Source organism: Herbaspirillum sp., assembly GCF_035644555.1.
GTDB lineage: Bacteria > Pseudomonadota > Gammaproteobacteria > Burkholderiales > Burkholderiaceae_D > Herbaspirillum.
Genome location: NZ_DASQOH010000016.1, coordinates 1 through 17,301 on the forward strand (window position 1 = coordinate 1; position 17,301 = coordinate 17,301).

Annotated in this window: 16 protein-coding genes; 8 read left to right on the plus strand and 8 right to left on the minus strand. The window is 64.2% G+C overall.

Going from position 1 to position 17,301, the window contains the following annotated elements:
- Together VE092_RS05700 and VE092_RS05705 are read left to right on the plus strand one after the other, a co-directional pair.
- Window positions 1–372, plus strand: a 372-nt coding sequence (locus VE092_RS05700) for a TonB-dependent receptor domain-containing protein (protein WP_324874712.1), incomplete at its 5' end; no start/stop codon positions are given.
- A gap of 15 nt (window positions 373–387) precedes the next feature.
- Window positions 388–1,569 carry a phosphotransferase enzyme family protein gene (locus tag VE092_RS05705; RefSeq protein ID WP_324874714.1) on the plus strand — a complete coding sequence of 394 codons (1,182 nt, stop codon included), beginning with the start codon at window positions 388–390 and terminating at the stop codon, window positions 1,567–1,569.
- 15 nt (window positions 1,570–1,584) lie between these two features.
- On the opposite strand, the gene VE092_RS05710 is transcribed toward VE092_RS05705, so the two are convergent.
- Entirely contained in the window at window positions 1,585–2,127 is a 543-nt protein-coding gene (locus tag VE092_RS05710; RefSeq protein WP_324874716.1) for a YaeQ family protein, read from the minus strand.
- A 124-nt stretch (window positions 2,128–2,251) separates the two neighbouring features.
- Between VE092_RS05710 and VE092_RS05715 the strand changes: the two genes are divergently transcribed.
- Together VE092_RS05715 and VE092_RS05720 are read left to right on the plus strand one after the other, a co-directional pair.
- Window positions 2,252–2,863 carry a DUF1415 domain-containing protein gene (locus tag VE092_RS05715; RefSeq protein ID WP_324874719.1) on the plus strand — a complete coding sequence of 204 codons (612 nt, stop codon included), beginning with the start codon at window positions 2,252–2,254 and terminating at the stop codon, window positions 2,861–2,863.
- A 337-nt stretch (window positions 2,864–3,200) separates the two neighbouring features.
- A complete protein-coding gene (locus VE092_RS05720) occupies window positions 3,201–3,548 on the plus strand; it encodes a hypothetical protein (RefSeq protein ID WP_324874721.1) in 348 nt (115 codons plus the stop codon).
- Between the two features lie 108 nt (window positions 3,549–3,656).
- Here VE092_RS05720 and cysM read toward each other — a convergent pair whose 3' ends face one another.
- Window positions 3,657–4,559 carry a cysteine synthase CysM gene (cysM, locus tag VE092_RS05725; RefSeq protein ID WP_324874723.1) on the minus strand — a complete coding sequence of 301 codons (903 nt, stop codon included), beginning with the start codon at window positions 4,557–4,559 and terminating at the stop codon, window positions 3,657–3,659.
- Window positions 4,560–4,858: 299 nt separating this feature from the next.
- Here cysM and VE092_RS05730 point away from each other — a divergent pair, with 299 nt between their 5' ends.
- Window positions 4,859–6,508, plus strand: coding sequence for an isovaleryl-CoA dehydrogenase (locus tag VE092_RS05730; protein ID WP_324874725.1), 1,650 nt, complete (start codon window positions 4,859–4,861; stop codon window positions 6,506–6,508).
- A gap of 12 nt (window positions 6,509–6,520) precedes the next feature.
- Here VE092_RS05730 and VE092_RS05735 read toward each other — a convergent pair whose 3' ends face one another.
- Window positions 6,521–8,356, minus strand: a complete 1,836-nt coding sequence (locus tag VE092_RS05735) for a hypothetical protein (RefSeq protein ID WP_324874727.1) — start codon at window positions 8,354–8,356, stop codon at window positions 6,521–6,523.
- A gap of 187 nt (window positions 8,357–8,543) precedes the next feature.
- On the opposite strand from VE092_RS05735, the gene VE092_RS05740 reads away from it, so the two are divergent.
- Window positions 8,544–8,915 (plus strand): hypothetical protein, encoded by a 372-nt coding sequence (locus tag VE092_RS05740; protein ID WP_324874729.1) that lies wholly within the window; start codon window positions 8,544–8,546, stop codon window positions 8,913–8,915.
- Here the strand turns inward: VE092_RS05740 and VE092_RS05745 are convergent.
- The gene (locus tag VE092_RS05745) at window positions 8,902–9,747 is read right to left on the minus strand and encodes a helix-turn-helix transcriptional regulator (RefSeq protein ID WP_324874731.1); all 846 of its coding nucleotides are present in this window, start codon (window positions 9,745–9,747) and stop codon (window positions 8,902–8,904) included. The genes VE092_RS05740 and VE092_RS05745 overlap by 14 nt on opposite strands.
- 92 nt (window positions 9,748–9,839) lie before the next feature.
- On the opposite strand from VE092_RS05745, the gene VE092_RS05750 reads away from it, so the two are divergent.
- Window positions 9,840–11,078: an MFS transporter gene (locus tag VE092_RS05750; protein ID WP_324874733.1), complete on the plus strand. Its 1,239-nt coding sequence runs from the start codon at window positions 9,840–9,842 to the stop codon at window positions 11,076–11,078.
- Window positions 11,079–11,166: 88 nt separating this feature from the next.
- On the opposite strand, the gene VE092_RS05755 is transcribed toward VE092_RS05750, so the two are convergent.
- Window positions 11,167–11,829 carry a PEP-CTERM sorting domain-containing protein gene (locus tag VE092_RS05755; protein ID WP_324874735.1) on the minus strand — a complete coding sequence of 221 codons (663 nt, stop codon included), beginning with the start codon at window positions 11,827–11,829 and terminating at the stop codon, window positions 11,167–11,169.
- A gap of 537 nt (window positions 11,830–12,366) precedes the next feature.
- On the opposite strand from VE092_RS05755, the gene VE092_RS05760 reads away from it, so the two are divergent.
- Window positions 12,367–13,590, plus strand: a complete 1,224-nt coding sequence (locus tag VE092_RS05760) for an HD-GYP domain-containing protein (protein ID WP_324874737.1) — start codon at window positions 12,367–12,369, stop codon at window positions 13,588–13,590.
- Between the two features lie 12 nt (window positions 13,591–13,602).
- On the opposite strand, the gene VE092_RS05765 is transcribed toward VE092_RS05760, so the two are convergent.
- From VE092_RS05765 to VE092_RS05775, 3 genes are all read right to left on the minus strand, one after another.
- Window positions 13,603–13,752 (minus strand): hypothetical protein, encoded by a 150-nt coding sequence (locus tag VE092_RS05765; protein ID WP_324874740.1) that lies wholly within the window; start codon window positions 13,750–13,752, stop codon window positions 13,603–13,605.
- Between the two features lie 136 nt (window positions 13,753–13,888).
- Complete coding sequence (gene glpK, locus VE092_RS05770) at window positions 13,889–15,370, minus strand: glycerol kinase GlpK (protein WP_324874742.1); 1,482 nt, start codon at window positions 15,368–15,370, stop codon at window positions 13,889–13,891.
- A 179-nt stretch (window positions 15,371–15,549) separates the two neighbouring features.
- Window positions 15,550–17,298 (minus strand): ABC transporter substrate-binding protein, encoded by a 1,749-nt coding sequence (locus VE092_RS05775; RefSeq protein WP_324874744.1) that lies wholly within the window; start codon window positions 17,296–17,298, stop codon window positions 15,550–15,552.
- Window positions 17,299–17,301: the final 3 nt, after the last annotated feature.

Sequence of the window (17,301 nt, forward strand, 5' to 3'; positions counted from 1 at the left end):
CGCGCCAGCGATACCGGCACCCCCGCCTACGATGGCCAGCAGGTGGTCAACGTGCCGCGCCTGCGCAGCAGCGTCTATGCCGATTACGCGCTGCCCGGCGTGGAAGGCCTGAACCTGATGGGCAACTGGCTCTACAGCAGCAGCAAGCCGGCCACCCGCGATGGCAGCGTCAGCCTGCCGGCGGTGCATGTCTTCAACGCCGGCCTGCGCTACCGCATGCGCATGGGCGGCCATACCGCCACCCTGCGCGCCAACATCGACAACCTCTTCGACAAGCGCTACTGGAAGGATGCCGGCCAGTACCTGGGCGACGGCTATGTGCACCTGGGTGCGCCACGTACGGCGCGCCTGTCGCTGCAGTACGATTTCTGACGGGTCGCCGCGATCATGCAAGCCGCCTCGCATCACCTCACGCGCGTCATCAGCCATGGCATGGGCGCCGAGCCGGTCATCTCCGACTGGCCGGCGCTGACCTCTGCCGAAGTGGCCCGGGTGCTGCATCACTATCCCGAGGTCGGCCAGCCGCTACGGCTGGAGTGGCATAGCCCGCGCCCGTTCTCGGCGGCCTGTGTGATGCAGACCGAGAGCGGCGCCATCATCGTCAAGCGGCATCACGCGCGCGTACGCGACGTGGTGGCACTGGCCGAGGAACATCGCTTCGTGGCCCACCTGCAGGCGCGGGGCTTGCCGGTCAGCACCGCGCTGCGCACCGACGATGGTGCCACCGCACTGGCCGACGAATACTGGACCTACGAAGTGTTTCCGCTGGCAGCGGGGGTCGACCTGTATCGCGAAGCGGTGTCGTGGACGCCCTTCAGCAGCAGTCAGCATGCCCATTCGGCGGGTCGCATGCTGGCGCGACTGCACCAGGCCTCGGCCGGCTACGACGCCCCGGCCCGTCCCGCACGGCCGCTGGTATCGAGCTTCACGATCTTTTCGCAGGAAGATCCGGTGCGGCCCCTGCAGGCCTATATCGAACAACGGCCGGCCATCGCCGATTACCTGGAAAACCGCCCCTGGCGTGGCGAGGTGGCGCAACACCTGCTGCCCTGGCATGCGGGCCTGAAACCGTATCTGGATGAATTCGCGCCGCTGTGGACGCACAATGACTGGCATGCCTCCAACCTGCTGTGGAGCGACGCCAGCGACCAGGCGCAGGTGCAGACGGTGCTGGACTTCGGCCTGTGCGACCGCACCTGCGCGCTGCACGACCTGGCCACCGCCATCGAGCGCAACATCGTCGAGTGGCTGGCCATCCCGCAGCGGGCGGTGCAACTGGTACATCTGGACCTGCTGGATGCGATGCTGGAAGGCTATGCCTCGCTGCTGCCGCTCTCGGCCCGCCAGATCCGGGCACTGGCGGCGTTGCTGCCGCTGGTGCATGCCGAGTTCGCGTTGGCCGAACTGGATTACTTCCACGGCGTGACGCAGTCGCCGCAGAATGCCTCGCTGGCCTATGACACCTATCTGCTGGGCCACGCCGCCTGGTTCCACACCGCTGAAGGCCAGCGCCTGCTGACGCATCTGCAAGGTCGCGCCGACGCGCTGGAACGGCCGTCTTCGGCCTGAGCGGGGCGCGCAGGATCAGGCAAAATCCTTGATCGTCTCCGGTTCGATCAACACCATGTCTTCATTGGCCCCCAGCCAGATCTGCCCATCCTGGATCGTGCACTGCAGTTGCATGGTGCGCTGCGCCAGGGCCGCCAGGGCCTGGCTGGCCTCAGCCGGGATATTGACCACCTTCAGGTTCTTGGCGCGCTCCACGCGGCTGCCGGTCTGGTTCCACCAGATGTTGGAAACGCTGCTGTAGCTGTAGACCAGCACCCGCTCGGCGCGGCCGCAGGCCTTGAGGATGGCGCGGTCATCGGGCTGGCCGACTTCGATCCACAGTTCGATGGCGCCGGTCAGGTCCTTCTGCCACAGGTCGGGCTCGTCGGTGTCGGAGAGTCCCTTGCCGAAGGCCAGTGACTCGCTGGCGTTGAGGGCGAAGGCCAGCACCCGGATCATCATGCGCTCGTCGGTCTCGGAAGGATGACGGGCGATGGTCAGGGCATGTTGCTGGTAGTAATGCCGGTCCATGTCGGAGATCTGCAGGTCGGCCTTGAAGATGGTGGATTTGAGCGCCATGGAATGTATGCTTGCTGGAGAAAGGCGGGGCGGCCCACGCAGGGCCGCCGCCAAAGGTTGGCAAGCATAGCCGATCTGGCCGCAGCGTGGGCGATTGTGCGGGCTTGCCGGGCTGCATGCGACAATGCCGCCCATGAACACCGCATCCCCCTCCCCTTCTCCCGCCGCCGCGCCGGCCCGCAGCGACGACGAGGTCGTCGCCCTTACCCGCGGCTGGCTGGAACAGGCCGTCATCGGCCTCAATCTCTGCCCTTTCGCCAAGTCAGTCCATGTCAAGAACCAGATCCGCTACCGCGTCAGCCATGGCCGGGACTGGGACACCCTGGCCGCCGACCTGGAACAGGAACTGCAACTGCTGGCAGAAACCGACCCGGAACAGGTGGACACCACCCTCCTGATCATTCCGCTCGCATTAGCCGAGTTCCTCGAATACAACGACTTTCTGGACTGGGCCGAGCGTATCCTGGAACGACTGGAACTGGATGGCGTACTGCAGATCGCCAGCTTCCACCCGGCCTACCAGTTTGCCGATGCGCAACCCGACGATATCGAGAACTACAGCAATCGCTCGCCTTTTCCCATCCTCCATCTGTTGCGAGAAAACAGCATCGACCGGGCGGTCCAGGCCTACCCCGACGCGTCTGCCATCTTTGAGAAAAACATGCTTACCTTGCGGCAATTGGGGCTATCTGGCTGGAACATGCTGCCATTTGTCGTGACAAAAGAACAACGCTAGCAATTTTTCGAGGAATGCTGTTAATATCTGTTACAAATTCGGAAATGAGTTTCTGCAACTATTGTGGAATAGAATTTTCTGACTGCATGAAAAATGTGCAATTATTTCTATATAGACATAGAATTATTGTTGTGCTGCTTCAAGCGCACTTGGTCAGAGAACAGAGAACTTGATAAGCATTGTTTTGAAGTCGTTCTTTGATAGGGCTTTCGCTATCTTGCAGAAAAAGGCACCGCCTTGGCTCGGATATCGTCAGTCGCGTTTTGCAGTTTTACAAACAATTAATGCATAGGCGCAAAGCCTTCCACAAACATCTGCATAATGGAACGTCCCGATCATGACTACCAACGATACTGCTGAAACCAACTCCATTTCCGATCAAGTCAACTACGATCCCAACCATCTGCTGGATGCGCTGATCGAGAAGCTGCACCTGAAGAACGATGCAGCCCTGTCACGCGCTCTGGAAGTGGCGCCACCGGTGATCAGCAAGATCCGTCACCGTCGTCTGCCGGTCGGAGCATCGCTGCTGATCCGCATGCATGAGGTGAGCGAGCTGTCCATTCGCGAACTGCGCGAGCTGATGGGTGATCGTCGCGAGAAATTCCGCATCAGCGACAAGCAGTTCAAGCCGAAGCCAGGTGCCGCTCCGGGAGCGGCCCCGACGGCCGGTTCGCCGGAATAATCGGCGGGACGGCTGCAACGTCCCGGATGGGTCATAAAAAACGGAGCCCATGGCTCCGTTTTGCATTGCGGGCCGGCCAAGCTGGCCCCTCCTCGTGACTGCCCTTCCTCAGGCCGGGAATACGCCGGTGGAAAGATAGCGGTCACCGCGATCGCAGACGATGAAGACGATGGTGGCATTCTCCAGCTGATGCGACAGCCGTACTGCCACTTCGCAAGCCCCGGCAGCCGAGATCCCGCAGAACAGGCCTTCGGTCACCGCCAGCTTGCGCGCCATGTTCTCGGCATCGGCCTGGCTGACCGATTCGGTCTGGTCCACGCGGGAGCGGTCGAAGATCTTGGGCAGGTAGGCTTCGGGCCACTTGCGGATGCCGGGAATGGACGAACCTTCTTCCGGCTGGGCGCCGATGATCTGCACCTGCGGATTTTTTTCCTTCAGATATTGCGACACCCCCATGATGGTACCGGTCGTGCCCATGGCGCTGACGAAATGGGTGATGCTGCCCTTGGTATCGCGCCAGATTTCCGGGCCGGTGGTCTCGTAGTGCGCCAGCGGATTGTCCGGGTTGGCGAACTGGTCCAGGATCAGCCCTTCACCGTTCTTCTGCATCTGTTCGGCCAGGTCGCGGGCGTATTCCATGCCGCCGCTCTTGGGCGTGAGCACGATACGCGCGCCATACGCCGCCATGCTCTGGCGGCGCTCCTCGGACAGGTTTTCCGGCATCAGCAGCACCATCTTGTAGCCACGCATAGCCGCTACCATCGCCAGGGCGATACCGGTATTGCCGCTGGTGGCTTCGATGAGGGTATCGCCCGGCTTGATCTGGCCACGCGCCTCGGCGCGGGTGATCATGGAATAGGCGGCACGGTCCTTGACCGAACCGGCAGGATTGTTGCCTTCCAGCTTGCCGAGGATGATGTTGTTGCGGCGCCGGGCTTCGTCGCCGCCGATGCGCGGCAGCTGGATCAGCGGGGTATTGCCGATGGTGGATTCGATGGTCGGATAAGACATCTGCTTGGCTTCCTTGCGCAGCCGTGCACGGGCACGGGGCGATCTTTGGTCGAAAGAGGCATTCTAATATGACTGCTGCGCATGTGCCGGGGGCACTACCTAACAAGATGCTTATAAGGATATAGCCAAAACTTAGAAGCGCGACCGCTCGCTCAGGCGACCGCCACCCTGCTGCCCATCGGCGCGGGACAGCGACGGTTCCCAATCCCGCCAAATACGCGCACACTAGGGCCATCGCGCGCGCACAAAAAGGGCCAGGGGCCACCACGACAATATCTGCGCGGGTTCACGGAGACACCATGCACACCCACGAGATCACCAACCAGGTCCCGGACCTGCACGACTACGACCTCTACCGCAGCGATACCGCCCTGGTCGAGGCCGTGCAGCGCGAGGGCGCGCACTGGCACGACGGCACCCTGGCCAGCCAGGGCGAGGCCCTGGGAAGCGCCGAGATGGCACTGCTGGCCGAACTGGCCAACCAGCATCCGCCGGTGCTGCGCACCCATGACCGCTGCGGCCACCGCATCGATGTCGTCGATTTCCACCCGGCCTGGCATACCTTGCTCGCCCAGCTGCGCCGCGCCGGCCTGCACGCCCTGCCCTGGATGCAACCGGGCGACGGCGCCCACGTGGCCCGCGCTGCCGCCTACTTCCTGCATGCGCAAATCGAGGCCGGTTCGCTCTGCCCGACCACCATGACCTTCGCCGCGATCCCGGTGTTGCAGCAGGAACCGGCCCTGTTCGAACAGTTGCGCACGCGCCTGTTCTCGCGCGAGCACGACGCCCGCGACCTGCCGATCACGCACAAGCGCTCCATCCTGATCGGCATGGGCATGACAGAGAAACAAGGCGGCTCCGACGTGCGCAGCAATACCGCCATCGCCATGCCAGCCGATCCGCTCAACGACGGCCGCGGCACGGCCTATCTGCTGTCGGGCCACAAGTGGTTCTTCTCGGCGCCGATGTGCGATGCCCACCTGATGCTGGCGCGTACCGAGAATGGCCTGTCCTGTTTCTTCGTGCCGCGCTGGCTACCCGACGGCACCCGCAATCCCATCCTGATCCAGCGGCTCAAGGACAAGCTCGGCAATCGCTCCAACAGTAGCAGCGAGGTGGAATTCGAAGAAGCCATGGGCATCATGGTCGGCGCCGAAGGGCGCGGTATCGCGACCATCATCGAAATGGCCAACCATACCCGTCTGGATTGCGTCATCGGTAGCGCCGCGCTGATGCGCCAGGCGCTGGTGCAGGCGCTGCATCACGCGCGCCATCGCAGCGCCTTCGGCCGCCTGCTGGCCGCGCAGCCGCTCATGCGCAGCGTACTGGCCGACCTGGCCCTGGAAAGCGAGGCGGCGACCATGCTGATGCTGCGCCTGGCGCATGCCTTCGATGATCCCGACGATCCGTTGCAGCGAGCCTGGAAACGCATCGTCACGCCCGCCGCCAAGTTCTGGATCTGCAAGCGCGCGCTGGAATTCACCGGAGAATGCATGGAAGTCTGGGGTGGCAACGGCTACGTGGAAACCGGCCCGATGGCGCGCCTGTATCGGGAGGCACCGGTCAATTCGATCTGGGAAGGATCGGGCAACGTGATGTGCCTGGATGTGCTGCGCGCCATCAGCCGCGAGACCGAGGGTTTCCAGCGCCTGCTGCAGGAACTGGAGGACGCGGCTGCGGCCCATGCCGCCCTGGCGGCGCGGGTGCACACCCTCAGGCAACTACTGCAGGCCCCCGACGAGGAGCGCGAAGCCTGCGCCCGCCGCCTGGTCCAGCAACTGGTGCTGGCCCTGCAGGGCATGCTGATGCTGCGCCATGCGCCGTCCGGGTCGGCCGAAGCCTTCCTGGCCAGCCGCTGCGACAGCGATGGCGGCCGCGTGTACGGCACCCTGGCCGGCGCCAGCCTGGCCAGCCAGCAGGCCATCCTGGAACGCGCCTGGCCCGCCTGAGTCCGCCCGCGCTCAGCCCGGCATCGAAGGCAAGGACGGCATCAGCGGACTGCGCTCGGCCCAGGCCACGAACAGCTTGCCGCGCCGTGTGCGCAGGCGGCGCTGTTTCATGGCCGCATAGACCAGCTCGGAGAGGGTCCGCTGCTCGGCTACACTCATCGTCAGCGACATGCGATACATCCGCAGCAGCATCAGTGCGTTGTTCATGAAGGCGTTGTCGGCCGCATCGCTGCGCGCCAGCGCCGCCATCTGTGCCGCCAGGGTCAGGTTGCGCGCGCCCTCGGCGGCTGCCGCTGGCAGTGGCTGCCTGATGGAGGGCGCGTCCTGCAGCGCGATGCGTTCCAGCACCATCCGATAAGCGGCTTCCAGTTCGCTGCTCTCTCCCGCCCTCTCGCCCAGCGGTACTCCGGCCAGGCCGGCCAGCAGTTTCTCCAGGGCACTAAAACTGCTCACATGACCGCTCAGGTCGCCGTCACGCCAGCCGCCACCAGCCGGATCGAGCAGCCAGGCCAGGAAGCCATGATCCAGCCGGGTCATGCTGGCGGCGCGGCTGGTGAGCAGGCGCTGGGCGATGGCCGCCTCTTCGCTGCTCATGCGGCCTGCCTGCGCCAGCGATGCCGCACCCGTCATCCCGCTGGAAGCGCCGCCGTAGGAAGCCGGGCCGCCGGCGCGTGCCTGCCGATAGGTGGCCAGATCCCGGGCCAGTGCATCCACTTCGTCCAGCGCCATCCCGTTGGCCTGGGCATAGGCATAGGCCTCGGCCAGCAGGCGCCGGTCGCCATAGGCCAGGAAATCGCGACCGGCCACCCCGGCGGCGGCCCGGCGCACGGGCGTCGGTTCATCTTCGCGCCGCTGGACGCCGAACACCCGCTGCAGCAGGACCAGATAGGCGCTGTCCTGCACGCTGTGAGCGGCATTGTTGACCTGGATCAGGTCCGCCAGGCGCGGCGCGGCGGCAATCAGTTCGGCCAGCGAAGGCCCCAGGCGCGGCAGCACCAGCCCGCGGATCACGCCGCCGGCCAGCGCCAGCGGTCCCAGCGGCAGCACCAGGGTCTCCAGCATGCGGGCCAGGTCGATCTGTTGCTGCGGCGGCAGCGGTGCTTGCGGTTGCAACTGGTAGAGATCCAGGTACTGCTGCAGCAGCTGCGCGTAGTTGCCGGGATAGGCGGTCTGCTCCAGCGGCGAGAGGCTGGCGTAGAAGACCAGCGCGGCGGTGATGACCGGCTTCCAGTCGCCACTGTCGAGGGCGCGCTGGAACACCGGTGCCCAGAATTTCTGGTCCAGCTCGGTGCGCTGGTTGGTGGCGGCGTAGCGTTCGTTGATGGTGTAGGCGCCGCTCTCGTCAAAGACGATGGCCGACAGCTCGGCCCGCGACCATCCGGCAAAGGGATTGGGAGCGCGGCCATACAGCGCCTCGGTGGCCTGGCGTGCCTGGCTCAGGCGGCGTGGATCATCCGACGGTGGCACCTGGGCATCGGCCGCCGCGATGGCGTCGGCCCCGCGCCGTGCCGCCACCAGGCGTGCCTCGATCGCGAAAAGGGTGTCGCGCGTGATCGGCAGGCTGGCCTCCAGCACGGCCTTCAGGGCCTGGGACGCATTGGCGCCCTGCGCTGCTTCGGTGGAATCGACGGCGGCCGTAGTGACATGCTCCACCGCCAGCGCCACGGCGGCCATGAGCTTGCCCTGTGCCGACAACGACAGCGTCACCCCCTCGTCGGCGACCACCGCTATCGTGGCCGCGCTGACGGCAGCGGGCATTGCCTGGGTATTGTCGCGGGGCTGCTGCTGCGCCGTCAGTGGCGAGACGGCTTCGCGCGCCATGATGACCAGATCGGTTTCCATCGCCATGTTCACTCTCCCGGATCGGAGTTCTCATGACCTGATTACGGTAGAAAACCGACAATCTTTACACTTGCAAAGCGGCATCATCCAGGCGGGACGCGGCGTCTCGGGCGATCAGGATGTGTCGGCTCAGGTTTTTTCCGATGCGCCCGGCGCACTGCAAACGCTACAGTGGGAGCAACCGGAGAATGCCATGAACAAGACCTATCCCGTCATCGCCATGATGACGCTCATGCTGATACTGCAGGCGCAGCGCGGTGAACTGGCCGTGGCCGCCAATGTGAGCGCCCTCGATATCTCGGTGGTGGTGGCCGAGAAATGCCGTATCGATTTTTCCGAGGGGAGTGCCGACTTCTTCCAGGTCTGCTCAGTCGGTGCCGGCACCGTCAATGACCGCGCGCAACAAGTGACCGGAGCAGCCGGCGCGCTGGCGCCGCAGGACGATCCCTACTTCCTGGAACGCGATCCCGATCAGCCGCAACAGCAAGCCAGCGCCGCACCAACTGCCGCGACCACGGCCCCACAGGCCCGGCGCGGCCCGCGGGTGGTGGTCATTCCCTACTGAGCGGTGCACTCGCCGGCGAGCGGGTAAGGCGTCGCCTCTCCTGGCGCGGCTGGTAGTGATTGGGGCTACTGCGCAAGGCCTTGCGGAACATGTTGGAAAACGCACTCTGGCTGCGATAGCCCAGCGCCTGCGCCACCACCCCCACCGCATCGCCACGCGCCAGGCGCACCAGCGCTTCGCTCAGATGCACCTGTTGCACCCAGTGGCGGAACTGCAGACCCGTCTCCCGGGGAAACAGACGGATCACCGTGCGTACACTGGCGCCTCCCACCCCGGCCCAGTCGGCCAGCGCGAACTGGCGACCGGGATCGGCCAGGATGGCTTCGCAGATGACCTGCAGGCGGCGATCCTGCGGCCAGGGGATGGCCACCGGAATGGCCGGCGCCCGGGCCAGCTCCGACAGAATCAAGGCGGCCACGTGGCCGGCCCGACTGGTTTCTTCATATTCCCGGGGCTCGGCCAGCAGGGCCAGGATCAGCTCGCGCAGCAATACCGAGACCTCCAGCAAACGGCACTGCTCGCCAATCCCTCTTCCCAGGTCCGGACCGATGTAGACGGTGCGCATGCTGACCTTGCTGAGCATGCGGATCTCGTGCTCCACCATCGGCGGCACCCACAAGGCGCGTTGCGGCGGTACCAGCCACACCCCTTGCGGTGTGCGTACCTGCATCACGCCCTCCACCGCGTACAGCAGCTGGCCGCGCGGGTGTGAGTGCGCCGTCAGCAGGTCGCGATAGGCCAGTTCGCGGGCGAAGGCCACCACCGCACTACGTGCATGCTGGAAGGTATTGACCTCGGCACTGGGACTGACGGGCTTGAGCTGGGCAACCATGGCACTTAATCGCTAACAATTGGCATCATCATCAATAGGTGCCAATGATACGCTTCGCTCCTCCCTTTTTGTTCACTCGACCCGCTCATGTCATGACAAGTGCTACCGACCCCAATCCGTCTGCCGCGTCCACCCCAGCCGGCCACGGCAGCGCCGCCACCATCGCCGCCCAGCCGCTGGTGATGAGCATCCTGCTGGCCTGCGGCGGCGCCCACCTGATCAATGACATGATCCAGGCCCTGCTGCCCTCGATCTATCCCATGCTCAAGACAGGCTATGGGCTCAGCTTCACCCAGGTCGGGCTGATCACCCTGACCTTCCAGGTCACCGCCTCGCTGCTGCAGCCCTGGATCGGCATGTACACCGATCGCCATCCGCAGCCCTGGCTGCTGCCCAGCGGCGCAGTGGCGACCCTGATCGGCATCGTGCTGCTGGCGCTGGCCGGCAGCTTCGGCGCCTTTCTGCTGGCGGCGGCGCTGATCGGCGTGGGTTCCTCGACCTTCCACCCGGAAGCCTCGCGCATCGCCCGCATGGCTTCGGGCGGTCGTTTCGGCCTGGCGCAATCAACCTTCCAGGTCGGCGGCAATGCCGGTTCGGCCTTCGGACCGCTGCTGGCGGCGGCCATCGTGGTGCCTTATGGGCAAACCCATGTGGCCTGGTTCCTGGTGCTCTCGGCGCTGGCCATCGTGGTGTTGTCGCGCGTGTCGTCGTGGTATCGCAGCCACCTGGCCGCCGGCAAGGGCAAGGGCAAGGTGCTGGCGCGCCACCAGTTGCCGGCCGCGACCGTGCGCCGCGCCCTGGTGGTGCTGGCCCTGCTGGTGTTTTCCAAGTATTTCTACATGGCCAGCTTCACCAGCTATTTCACCTTCTACCTGATCGACCGTTTCCAGATGTCGGTGGCGTCTTCGCAGCTGTACCTGTTCCTGTTCCTTGGCGCGGTGGCGGTGGGTACCTTCGTCGGCGGCCCCATCGGTGACCGCATCGGCCGCAAACTGGTGATCTGGATCTCCATCCTCGGCGCCGCGCCCTTCGCCCTGATGCTGCCGCATGCCAACCTGTTCTGGACGGCCGTGCTGTCGGTGGTGATCGGGCTGATCATTTCCTCGGCCTTCTCGGCCATCGTGGTGTATGCGCAGGAACTGGTGCCGGGCAAGGTGGGCATGATCGCCGGTGTGTTCTTCGGCCTCATGTTCGGTTTCGGCGGCATCGGCGCGGCGCTGCTGGGCCACCTGGCCGACCTGTACGGGATTGCCTGGGTCTATGGCCTGTGCGCCTTCCTGCCGCTGGCCGGGCTGCTGACGGTGCTGCTACCGGATGTGCGGGAACATTGAGACCACCGGCCCTGGCCGGTACGCAAAACAAAAAACGCGCTGGCTTGCGGGCCAGCGCGTTTTTCTTGGGGCTTGTCTTGCAGCCGGCTCAGGCGGCGCCCAGCGGCAGGACACCGGCACCGGCCTGGCGACGACGGCGCCAGGCCAGGCCGCCCACCAGTGCCAGACCCGCCAGCAGCATGGCATAAGTCGAGGGTTCCGGCACCGCTGCCACGGTGCGCAGCGAAGCGTTGGAATAGAACATGGTCAGGTTCGAATAATCCGGAACCTGGCCGCCATTGTTTTTCCAGTTGATGGCGAAGCTGCCGCTCTGGGTCTGGCCGGCGTTGAGCACCAGATTGTCGAACAGGAAGGAGCCGGTGGCATTGCTGGCGTGGATGCCCAGTACCAGATCCATCTGCAGGCTCTTGCTGGAGGTGATGCTCCAGGTGCCGCTCTTGTTGTCGCTGCCCAGGCTGAAGCTGATGCTGACGTTGGAGCCCAACACCGAGGCGGTGCTACCCACCTGGGCGCCGCTGGAATCGATCTTGTTGAGCAGGCTCCAGCTGCCGCCGCCGAAGGCGCTGCTGAATACCGAGCTGGTGCCGTTCGCGCCGGACTGCGCGTTGCCCGCGGCCAGGGTGAAATTATCGGCCTTGTGACCGCTCAGGGTCACGTCGTCGCGACTGGCATTGCCCACGCTGGGGCCACCCGGGGCGGCGTGGGCGATTGAACTGGCTACCAGAAGGATGGCTGCAATCAGGGTTTTCATGGATTTCTCTTTGTTGTCAATTCGATATTAATGTAGGAGGAATTTTAATTAAACGACAACAAAATGTTTAGCTAAATTTACAGGGTGTTTGCATCCCGCCACAAACGCTTGCACCCCGGCAAGAGTATGCCGGCGCTGGGCTCAAGGGCGGGGCTGACCCGCGTCCGTTTTCCGCTCAGCCGCTTTTTTTCCGCTTATTTAAGTCTCGCTTAATTTTCGACGCCTACATTAGGCACATCGGGATCTCCTCTTTCCCCTTGTCCGCTGCGACGACATCCAGCGGATCTTTCAGGCCCGTCCATCCCCCGGACGGGCCTTTTTTTGGCTGCTCCATGTCGATGACGGTGTGGCATCTTTGCCCGACGGAAGCCCCCATACCGGCCTGCAACAACCTCAACCGTTCACTTATGGCCTTTCATATGAGATGATTAACGACCGGCAATCCTGAGCCGGGCTGAACGGCATCGCCCTGTCCCGTTGGACAGGGGTGACCGAGCCAACCTGTTCCCCGGCGCACGCCGGAGAGACGCACGAGAAATGTTAAAGAAAATCAAAACGGAGGATCTGGTCCTCGGCATGTACTTCTGTGGCTTCGAGGCTGCGTGGCTGGATCATCCGTTCTGGAAGAACAAGTTCCTGCTCAAGAACGAGAGTGAACTGAAGCTAGCCCACGCCAGCGGTATCGCCTACTGCTGGATCGATACCGCGCGTGGTCTGGATGTGGACGACCAGGATGTGACCGACCAGGATGCCCCCGTCGAGGCAACGCAAGAGGCCGCCCCGCCGGAGCAGGAACCGCCGCCAGCGCCGGCCATCGACACCACGCTGCTGGACGCCATGGCCCTGCGCGAGACCGCCAAGAAAGCCACCAAGGCCATGTTCAGTGAAGCCCGCATGGGCAAGGTGCTGGACATGGAGCGTTGTGTTTCGGTGGTGGAAGAGATCGCCGGTTCGGTGGTCAAGAGCCCCAACGGCATGCTCAGCGTGCTGCGCCTGAAACTGGCCGATGAATACACCTACCTGCACTCGGTGGCCGTGTGCGCGCTGATGGTAGCGCTGGGCCGTACCCTGGGGCTGGACGAGGCAGCCTGTCGCGAGGCCGGACTGGGCGGTTTCCTGCATGACGTGGGCAAGGCCTTCCTGCCGCATGAACTGCTCAACAAGCCGGGCAAGCTCACCGACGACGAATTCACCCAGATCAAGAAACATCCTGAACTGGGCTACAAATACCTGAGCCAGGACCCCAACGTCCCCGACTATGCGCGCGACGTCTGCCTGCACCACCACGAAAAGATGGACGGCAACGGTTACCCGGAAGCCCTGCGCAGCGGTTCCATCAGCCTGTATTCGCGCATGGCGGCGATCTGCGACGTCTACGACGCCCTCACCTCGGACCGCCCCTACAAGCGCGCCTGGGACCCGGCCGAAGCCATTTCCACCATGGCCACCTGGAGCGGGCATTTCGACCGCGCCATGTTCCTCGCCTTCGTCAAGACCCTGGGCATCTACCCGGTGGGGTCCATCGTCAAGCTGGAATCGGGCCGCTCCGGCTTCGTGATCCGGCAGAATGCCCAAGACCTGACCCGTCCGGTGCTCAAGGTGTTCCGCTACAACGATGACATGGAAATGAGCGATACCGAAATCCTCGACCTGATGGCCACGCCCGAGGCCGATACCATCGTCGCCCGCGGCGGCGAGGAATGGGCGCGCCTGAGCCATCTGGATTCCATGCAACTGCTCAGCACCGGCACCCCGGCCTGACCCGCCCGCCGCTCAGGCCATGCCCAGCGCTGCCATGAAGTGGCGGCCATGGGCCTCGTGGGAGGCGTCGGGGACGCCGATGTCGCAGGCCATCACGAAGGTGGATGCGGCATCGAAGAAGCCGGTGGCCAATTGCATGCAATCCAACAGGAAGCCTTCCATGATCGTTCTCCTTGAGATGTCCGCTGCCGGATTGCAGCGGGCTTGAGAACATCATCGGCTGGCACCGTATCAATCCGATGTCAGACGGTGGCACCTGGATTTCAACTGAAACATTGCCCCACCGCCTACCTAGCGGTCAGGCCGCGCTGACCTGGCGGATCGCCGCCTCCCACGCGTGGATTCTCTCCTGCGCCTGTTCCCGCGTGAAGCGTGGTTCGAAGGTGCGTTCCATGCGCCATTGCGCGGACAGTTCCGACAGATCCCGATAGACCCCGGTGGCCACGCCGGCCAGATAGGCCGCACCCAGCGCCGTGGTCTCGGTGACCTGCGGGCGGATCACGGGAATACCCAACAGGTCGGCCTGGAACTGCAGCAGCAGGTTGTTGGCGGCCGCCCCGCCATCGACCCGCAATTCGGTGATGGGCGAGACCGCGTCCCGCACCATGGCATTGAGCAGGGCCGTGCTCTGGAAGGCGATCGATTCCAGCGCCGCGCGGGCGATGTGCGCCACCGTACTGCCCCGGCTCAGGCCCACGATGGCGCCCTTGGCCGACGGGTTCCAATAGGGCGCGCCCAGGCCGGTGAAGGACGGCACGAACACCACCCCGCCCGAATCCTCGACCGTGCAGGCCAGGCCTTCGACGTCGGTGGAGGTCTTGATGGCTTTCAAGCCATCACGCAGCCATTGCACCACTGCGCCCCCGATGAAGACGCTGCCTTCCAGCGCGTATTGCTTGCGTTCATCGACCTGGCAGGCGGCGGTGCTGATGAGGCCATTGTGCGAGGTCGCGCACTGGTCGCCGGTATGCAGCAGCATGAAGCAACCGGTGCCATAGGTGTTCTTGGCCATGCCGGGACGCACGCAGGCCTGACCGAACAGGGCCGACTGCTGGTCGCCGGCGATGCCACCGATCTTGACCGCTGCGCCCAGGTGCTGCGCATCGATCTCGCCATAGATATGGGCCGAGGCATGCACCTGCGGCAGCATCGATGCCGGAATGCCCAGCCACTGCAGCAGTTCCTCGTCCCAGGCACCGGTGTGGATATTCCACAGCATGGTGCGCGAGGCGTTGGAAACATCGCTCACATGCAGACGGCCGCCGGTGAGGTTCCAAACCAGCCAGGAGTCGACGGTACCGAACAGCAGTTCGCCGCGCTCGGCACGCTCGCGCAGGCCGGACACGTTATCGAGGATCCAGCGCAACTTGGTGCCGGAGAAATAGGGGTCGAGCACCAGCCCGGTCTTCTTCTGGATGGCCTCGCCCAGGCCGCGTTCGCGCAGCGCCGCGCACACCACTTCGGCGCGTCGATCCTGCCACACCACGGCGTTGTAGACGGGCTTGCCGGTGGCACGCTCCCAGACCACGGTGGTCTCGCGCTGGTTGGTGATGCCCAGCGCGGTCAGCTCACTGGCCTGGATGCCACTTTGCGCCAACACCTTCTGCGCGGTCTGCAACTGGCTGTGCCACAGATCCATGGGGTCGTGTTCGACCCAGCCCGGCTGGGGAAAGATCTGCGGAAATTCCTGCTGGGCGGTGGCCACGATGGCCCCGCTCTGATCGAAGATGATGCTGCGCGAGCTGGAGGTGCCCTGGTCGAGGGCGAGCAGATAGGCCATGCTGGTTCCTTGCTGACGTACTGAAAACGGCGGGTTGAAAATGAAGCCTTGAAAACGAAAAAAACTGAATCAGACCGGCTGCAAGACCGGGATACCAGAAACGCGAAGACGCCATCCCGACACAAGCCGGGATGGCGTCATCCTACGCGTGATGCGGATCAGATTGCACGATCAGACTATCAGCGTACGCGGCCATCCTTCCAGGCCTGCAACAGCTTGTCGTAGGGGATGGTCTCGCCCTTGGGCTTTTCGTTGGCCAGCTTGGCCCACGGCGCCCCCTTGTCGGACAGCCAGGAGGCCGGGTCCTTCTTCGGGTTCAGCTTGGGCGCGCACTGCTTCATGCCGGCGCGCTGCAGGCGGGCCATGATACCGTCCATCTCGTCGGCCAGGTTGTCCATCGCACCTTGCGGGGTCTTCTCGCCGGAGATGGCCGAGGAGATGTTCTTCCACCAGATCTGCGCCATCTTCGGATAGTCCGGCACGTTGGTCCCGGTCGGGGTCCACGCCACCCGTGCCGGGCTGCGATAGAACTCGATCAGGCCGCCGTACTTGGCCGCGTTCTTGGTGAAGTAGTCGGAGCGGATGTCGGAGTCACGGATGAAGGTCACGCCGACGATGGACTTCTTCAGCGAGACGGTCTTGGAGGTCGTGAACTGCGCATACAGCCAGGCTGCGGCCATCTGGTCAGGTGGCGTGCTCTTGAGGAAGGTCCACGAGCCTACGTCCTGGTAACCGTTCTGCATGCCATCCTTCCAGTACGGGCCGTGCGGGCCGGGGGCCATGCGCCACTTGGGCGAGCCATCGGTATTGACCACCGGCAGACCCTGCTTGGTCATGCTGGCGGTGAAGGCGCTGTACCAGAAGATCTGTTGCGCGATGTGCCCCTGCGCCGGCACCGGGCCGGCTTCGGAGAAGGTCATGCCCAGCGCCTCGGGTGGGGCATACTTCTTCATCCAGTCCAGGTACTTGGTCAGGGCATAGACCGCTGCCGGCGAGTTGGTCGCGCCGCCGCGTGCCACCGATGCGCCCACCGGGGTGCACTTGTCGTCGGCCACGCGGATGCCCCACTCATCCACCGGCAAGCCGTTGGGCAAACCCTTGTCGGCGGCGCCAGCCATCGACAGCCAGGCATCGGTGAAGCGCCAGCCCAGCGAGGGGTCCTTCTTGCCGTAGTCCATGTGACCGTAGATCTTCTTGCCATCGAGTTCCTTCACGTCGTTGGTGAAGAAGGCCGCGATGTCTTCATAGGCCGACCAGTTCTGCGGCACGCCCAGTTCATAGCCGTACTTGGCCTTGAACTTGTCCTGCAGGTCCTTGCGTGCGAACCAGTCGGCACGGAACCAGTACAGGTTGGCGAACTGCTGGTCGGGCAGCTGGTAGAGCTTGCCGTCGGGTGCGGTGGTGAAGCTGGTGCCGATGAAATCCTTCAGGTCCAGGCCGGGGTTGGTGTATTCCTTGCCGGGGCCGGCCATGTAGTCGGTCAGCACCACGGTCTGGCCGTTGCGGTAGTGGGTGCCGATCAGGTCCGAGTCATTGACCCAGCCATCGTAGATCGACTTGCCGGATTGCAGCGAGGTCTGCATCTTCTCGACCACGTCGCCTTCCTGGATCACGTCGTGGATGACCTTGATGCCGGTGATTTCCTCGAAGGCCTTGGCCAGGGTCTTGGATTCATAGGCGTGGGTGTCCAGGGTCTCGGAGACCACGTGGATTTCCTTGACGCCCTTGGCCTTGAGCTTGGCGGCAGCGTCGATGAACCATTGCATCTCGCTGACCTGCTGCTGGCGCGATAGCGTGCTGGGCTGGAATTCCGAATCCACCCACTTCTCGGCCGCCTTGATGTCGGCCCAGGCATTGCCGGCGACACCGGCCATCGCCATGGCAGCCACCAGCACGGTTAATTTGATTTTCCGCATGTTCTGCATCATGTC

What these genes read in the sequence shown, in the direction of transcription:
- VE092_RS05705 (WP_324874714.1), top strand. Translation starts at nt 388, where the DNA reads ATGCAAGCCGCCTCGCATCACCTCACGCGCGTCATCAGCCATGGCATG.
- VE092_RS05710 (WP_324874716.1), bottom strand. Translation starts at nt 2,127, where the DNA reads ATGGCGCTCAAATCCACCATCTTCAAGGCCGACCTGCAGATCTCCGAC.
- VE092_RS05715 (WP_324874719.1), top strand. Translation starts at nt 2,252, where the DNA reads ATGCCGCCCATGAACACCGCATCCCCCTCCCCTTCTCCCGCCGCCGCG.
- VE092_RS05720 (WP_324874721.1), top strand. Translation starts at nt 3,201, where the DNA reads ATGACTACCAACGATACTGCTGAAACCAACTCCATTTCCGATCAAGTC.
- cysM (WP_324874723.1), bottom strand. Translation starts at nt 4,559, where the DNA reads ATGTCTTATCCGACCATCGAATCCACCATCGGCAATACCCCGCTGATC.
- VE092_RS05730 (WP_324874725.1), top strand. Translation starts at nt 4,859, where the DNA reads ATGCACACCCACGAGATCACCAACCAGGTCCCGGACCTGCACGACTAC.
- VE092_RS05735 (WP_324874727.1), bottom strand. Translation starts at nt 8,356, where the DNA reads ATGGCGATGGAAACCGATCTGGTCATCATGGCGCGCGAAGCCGTCTCG.
- VE092_RS05740 (WP_324874729.1), top strand. Translation starts at nt 8,544, where the DNA reads ATGAACAAGACCTATCCCGTCATCGCCATGATGACGCTCATGCTGATA.
- VE092_RS05745 (WP_324874731.1), bottom strand. Translation starts at nt 9,747, where the DNA reads ATGGTTGCCCAGCTCAAGCCCGTCAGTCCCAGTGCCGAGGTCAATACC.
- VE092_RS05750 (WP_324874733.1), top strand. Translation starts at nt 9,840, where the DNA reads ATGACAAGTGCTACCGACCCCAATCCGTCTGCCGCGTCCACCCCAGCC.
- VE092_RS05755 (WP_324874735.1), bottom strand. Translation starts at nt 11,829, where the DNA reads ATGAAAACCCTGATTGCAGCCATCCTTCTGGTAGCCAGTTCAATCGCC.
- VE092_RS05760 (WP_324874737.1), top strand. Translation starts at nt 12,367, where the DNA reads ATGTTAAAGAAAATCAAAACGGAGGATCTGGTCCTCGGCATGTACTTC.
- VE092_RS05765 (WP_324874740.1), bottom strand. Translation starts at nt 13,752, where the DNA reads ATGGAAGGCTTCCTGTTGGATTGCATGCAATTGGCCACCGGCTTCTTC.
- glpK (WP_324874742.1), bottom strand. Translation starts at nt 15,370, where the DNA reads ATGGCCTATCTGCTCGCCCTCGACCAGGGCACCTCCAGCTCGCGCAGC.
- VE092_RS05775 (WP_324874744.1), bottom strand. Translation starts at nt 17,298, where the DNA reads ATGATGCAGAACATGCGGAAAATCAAATTAACCGTGCTGGTGGCTGCC.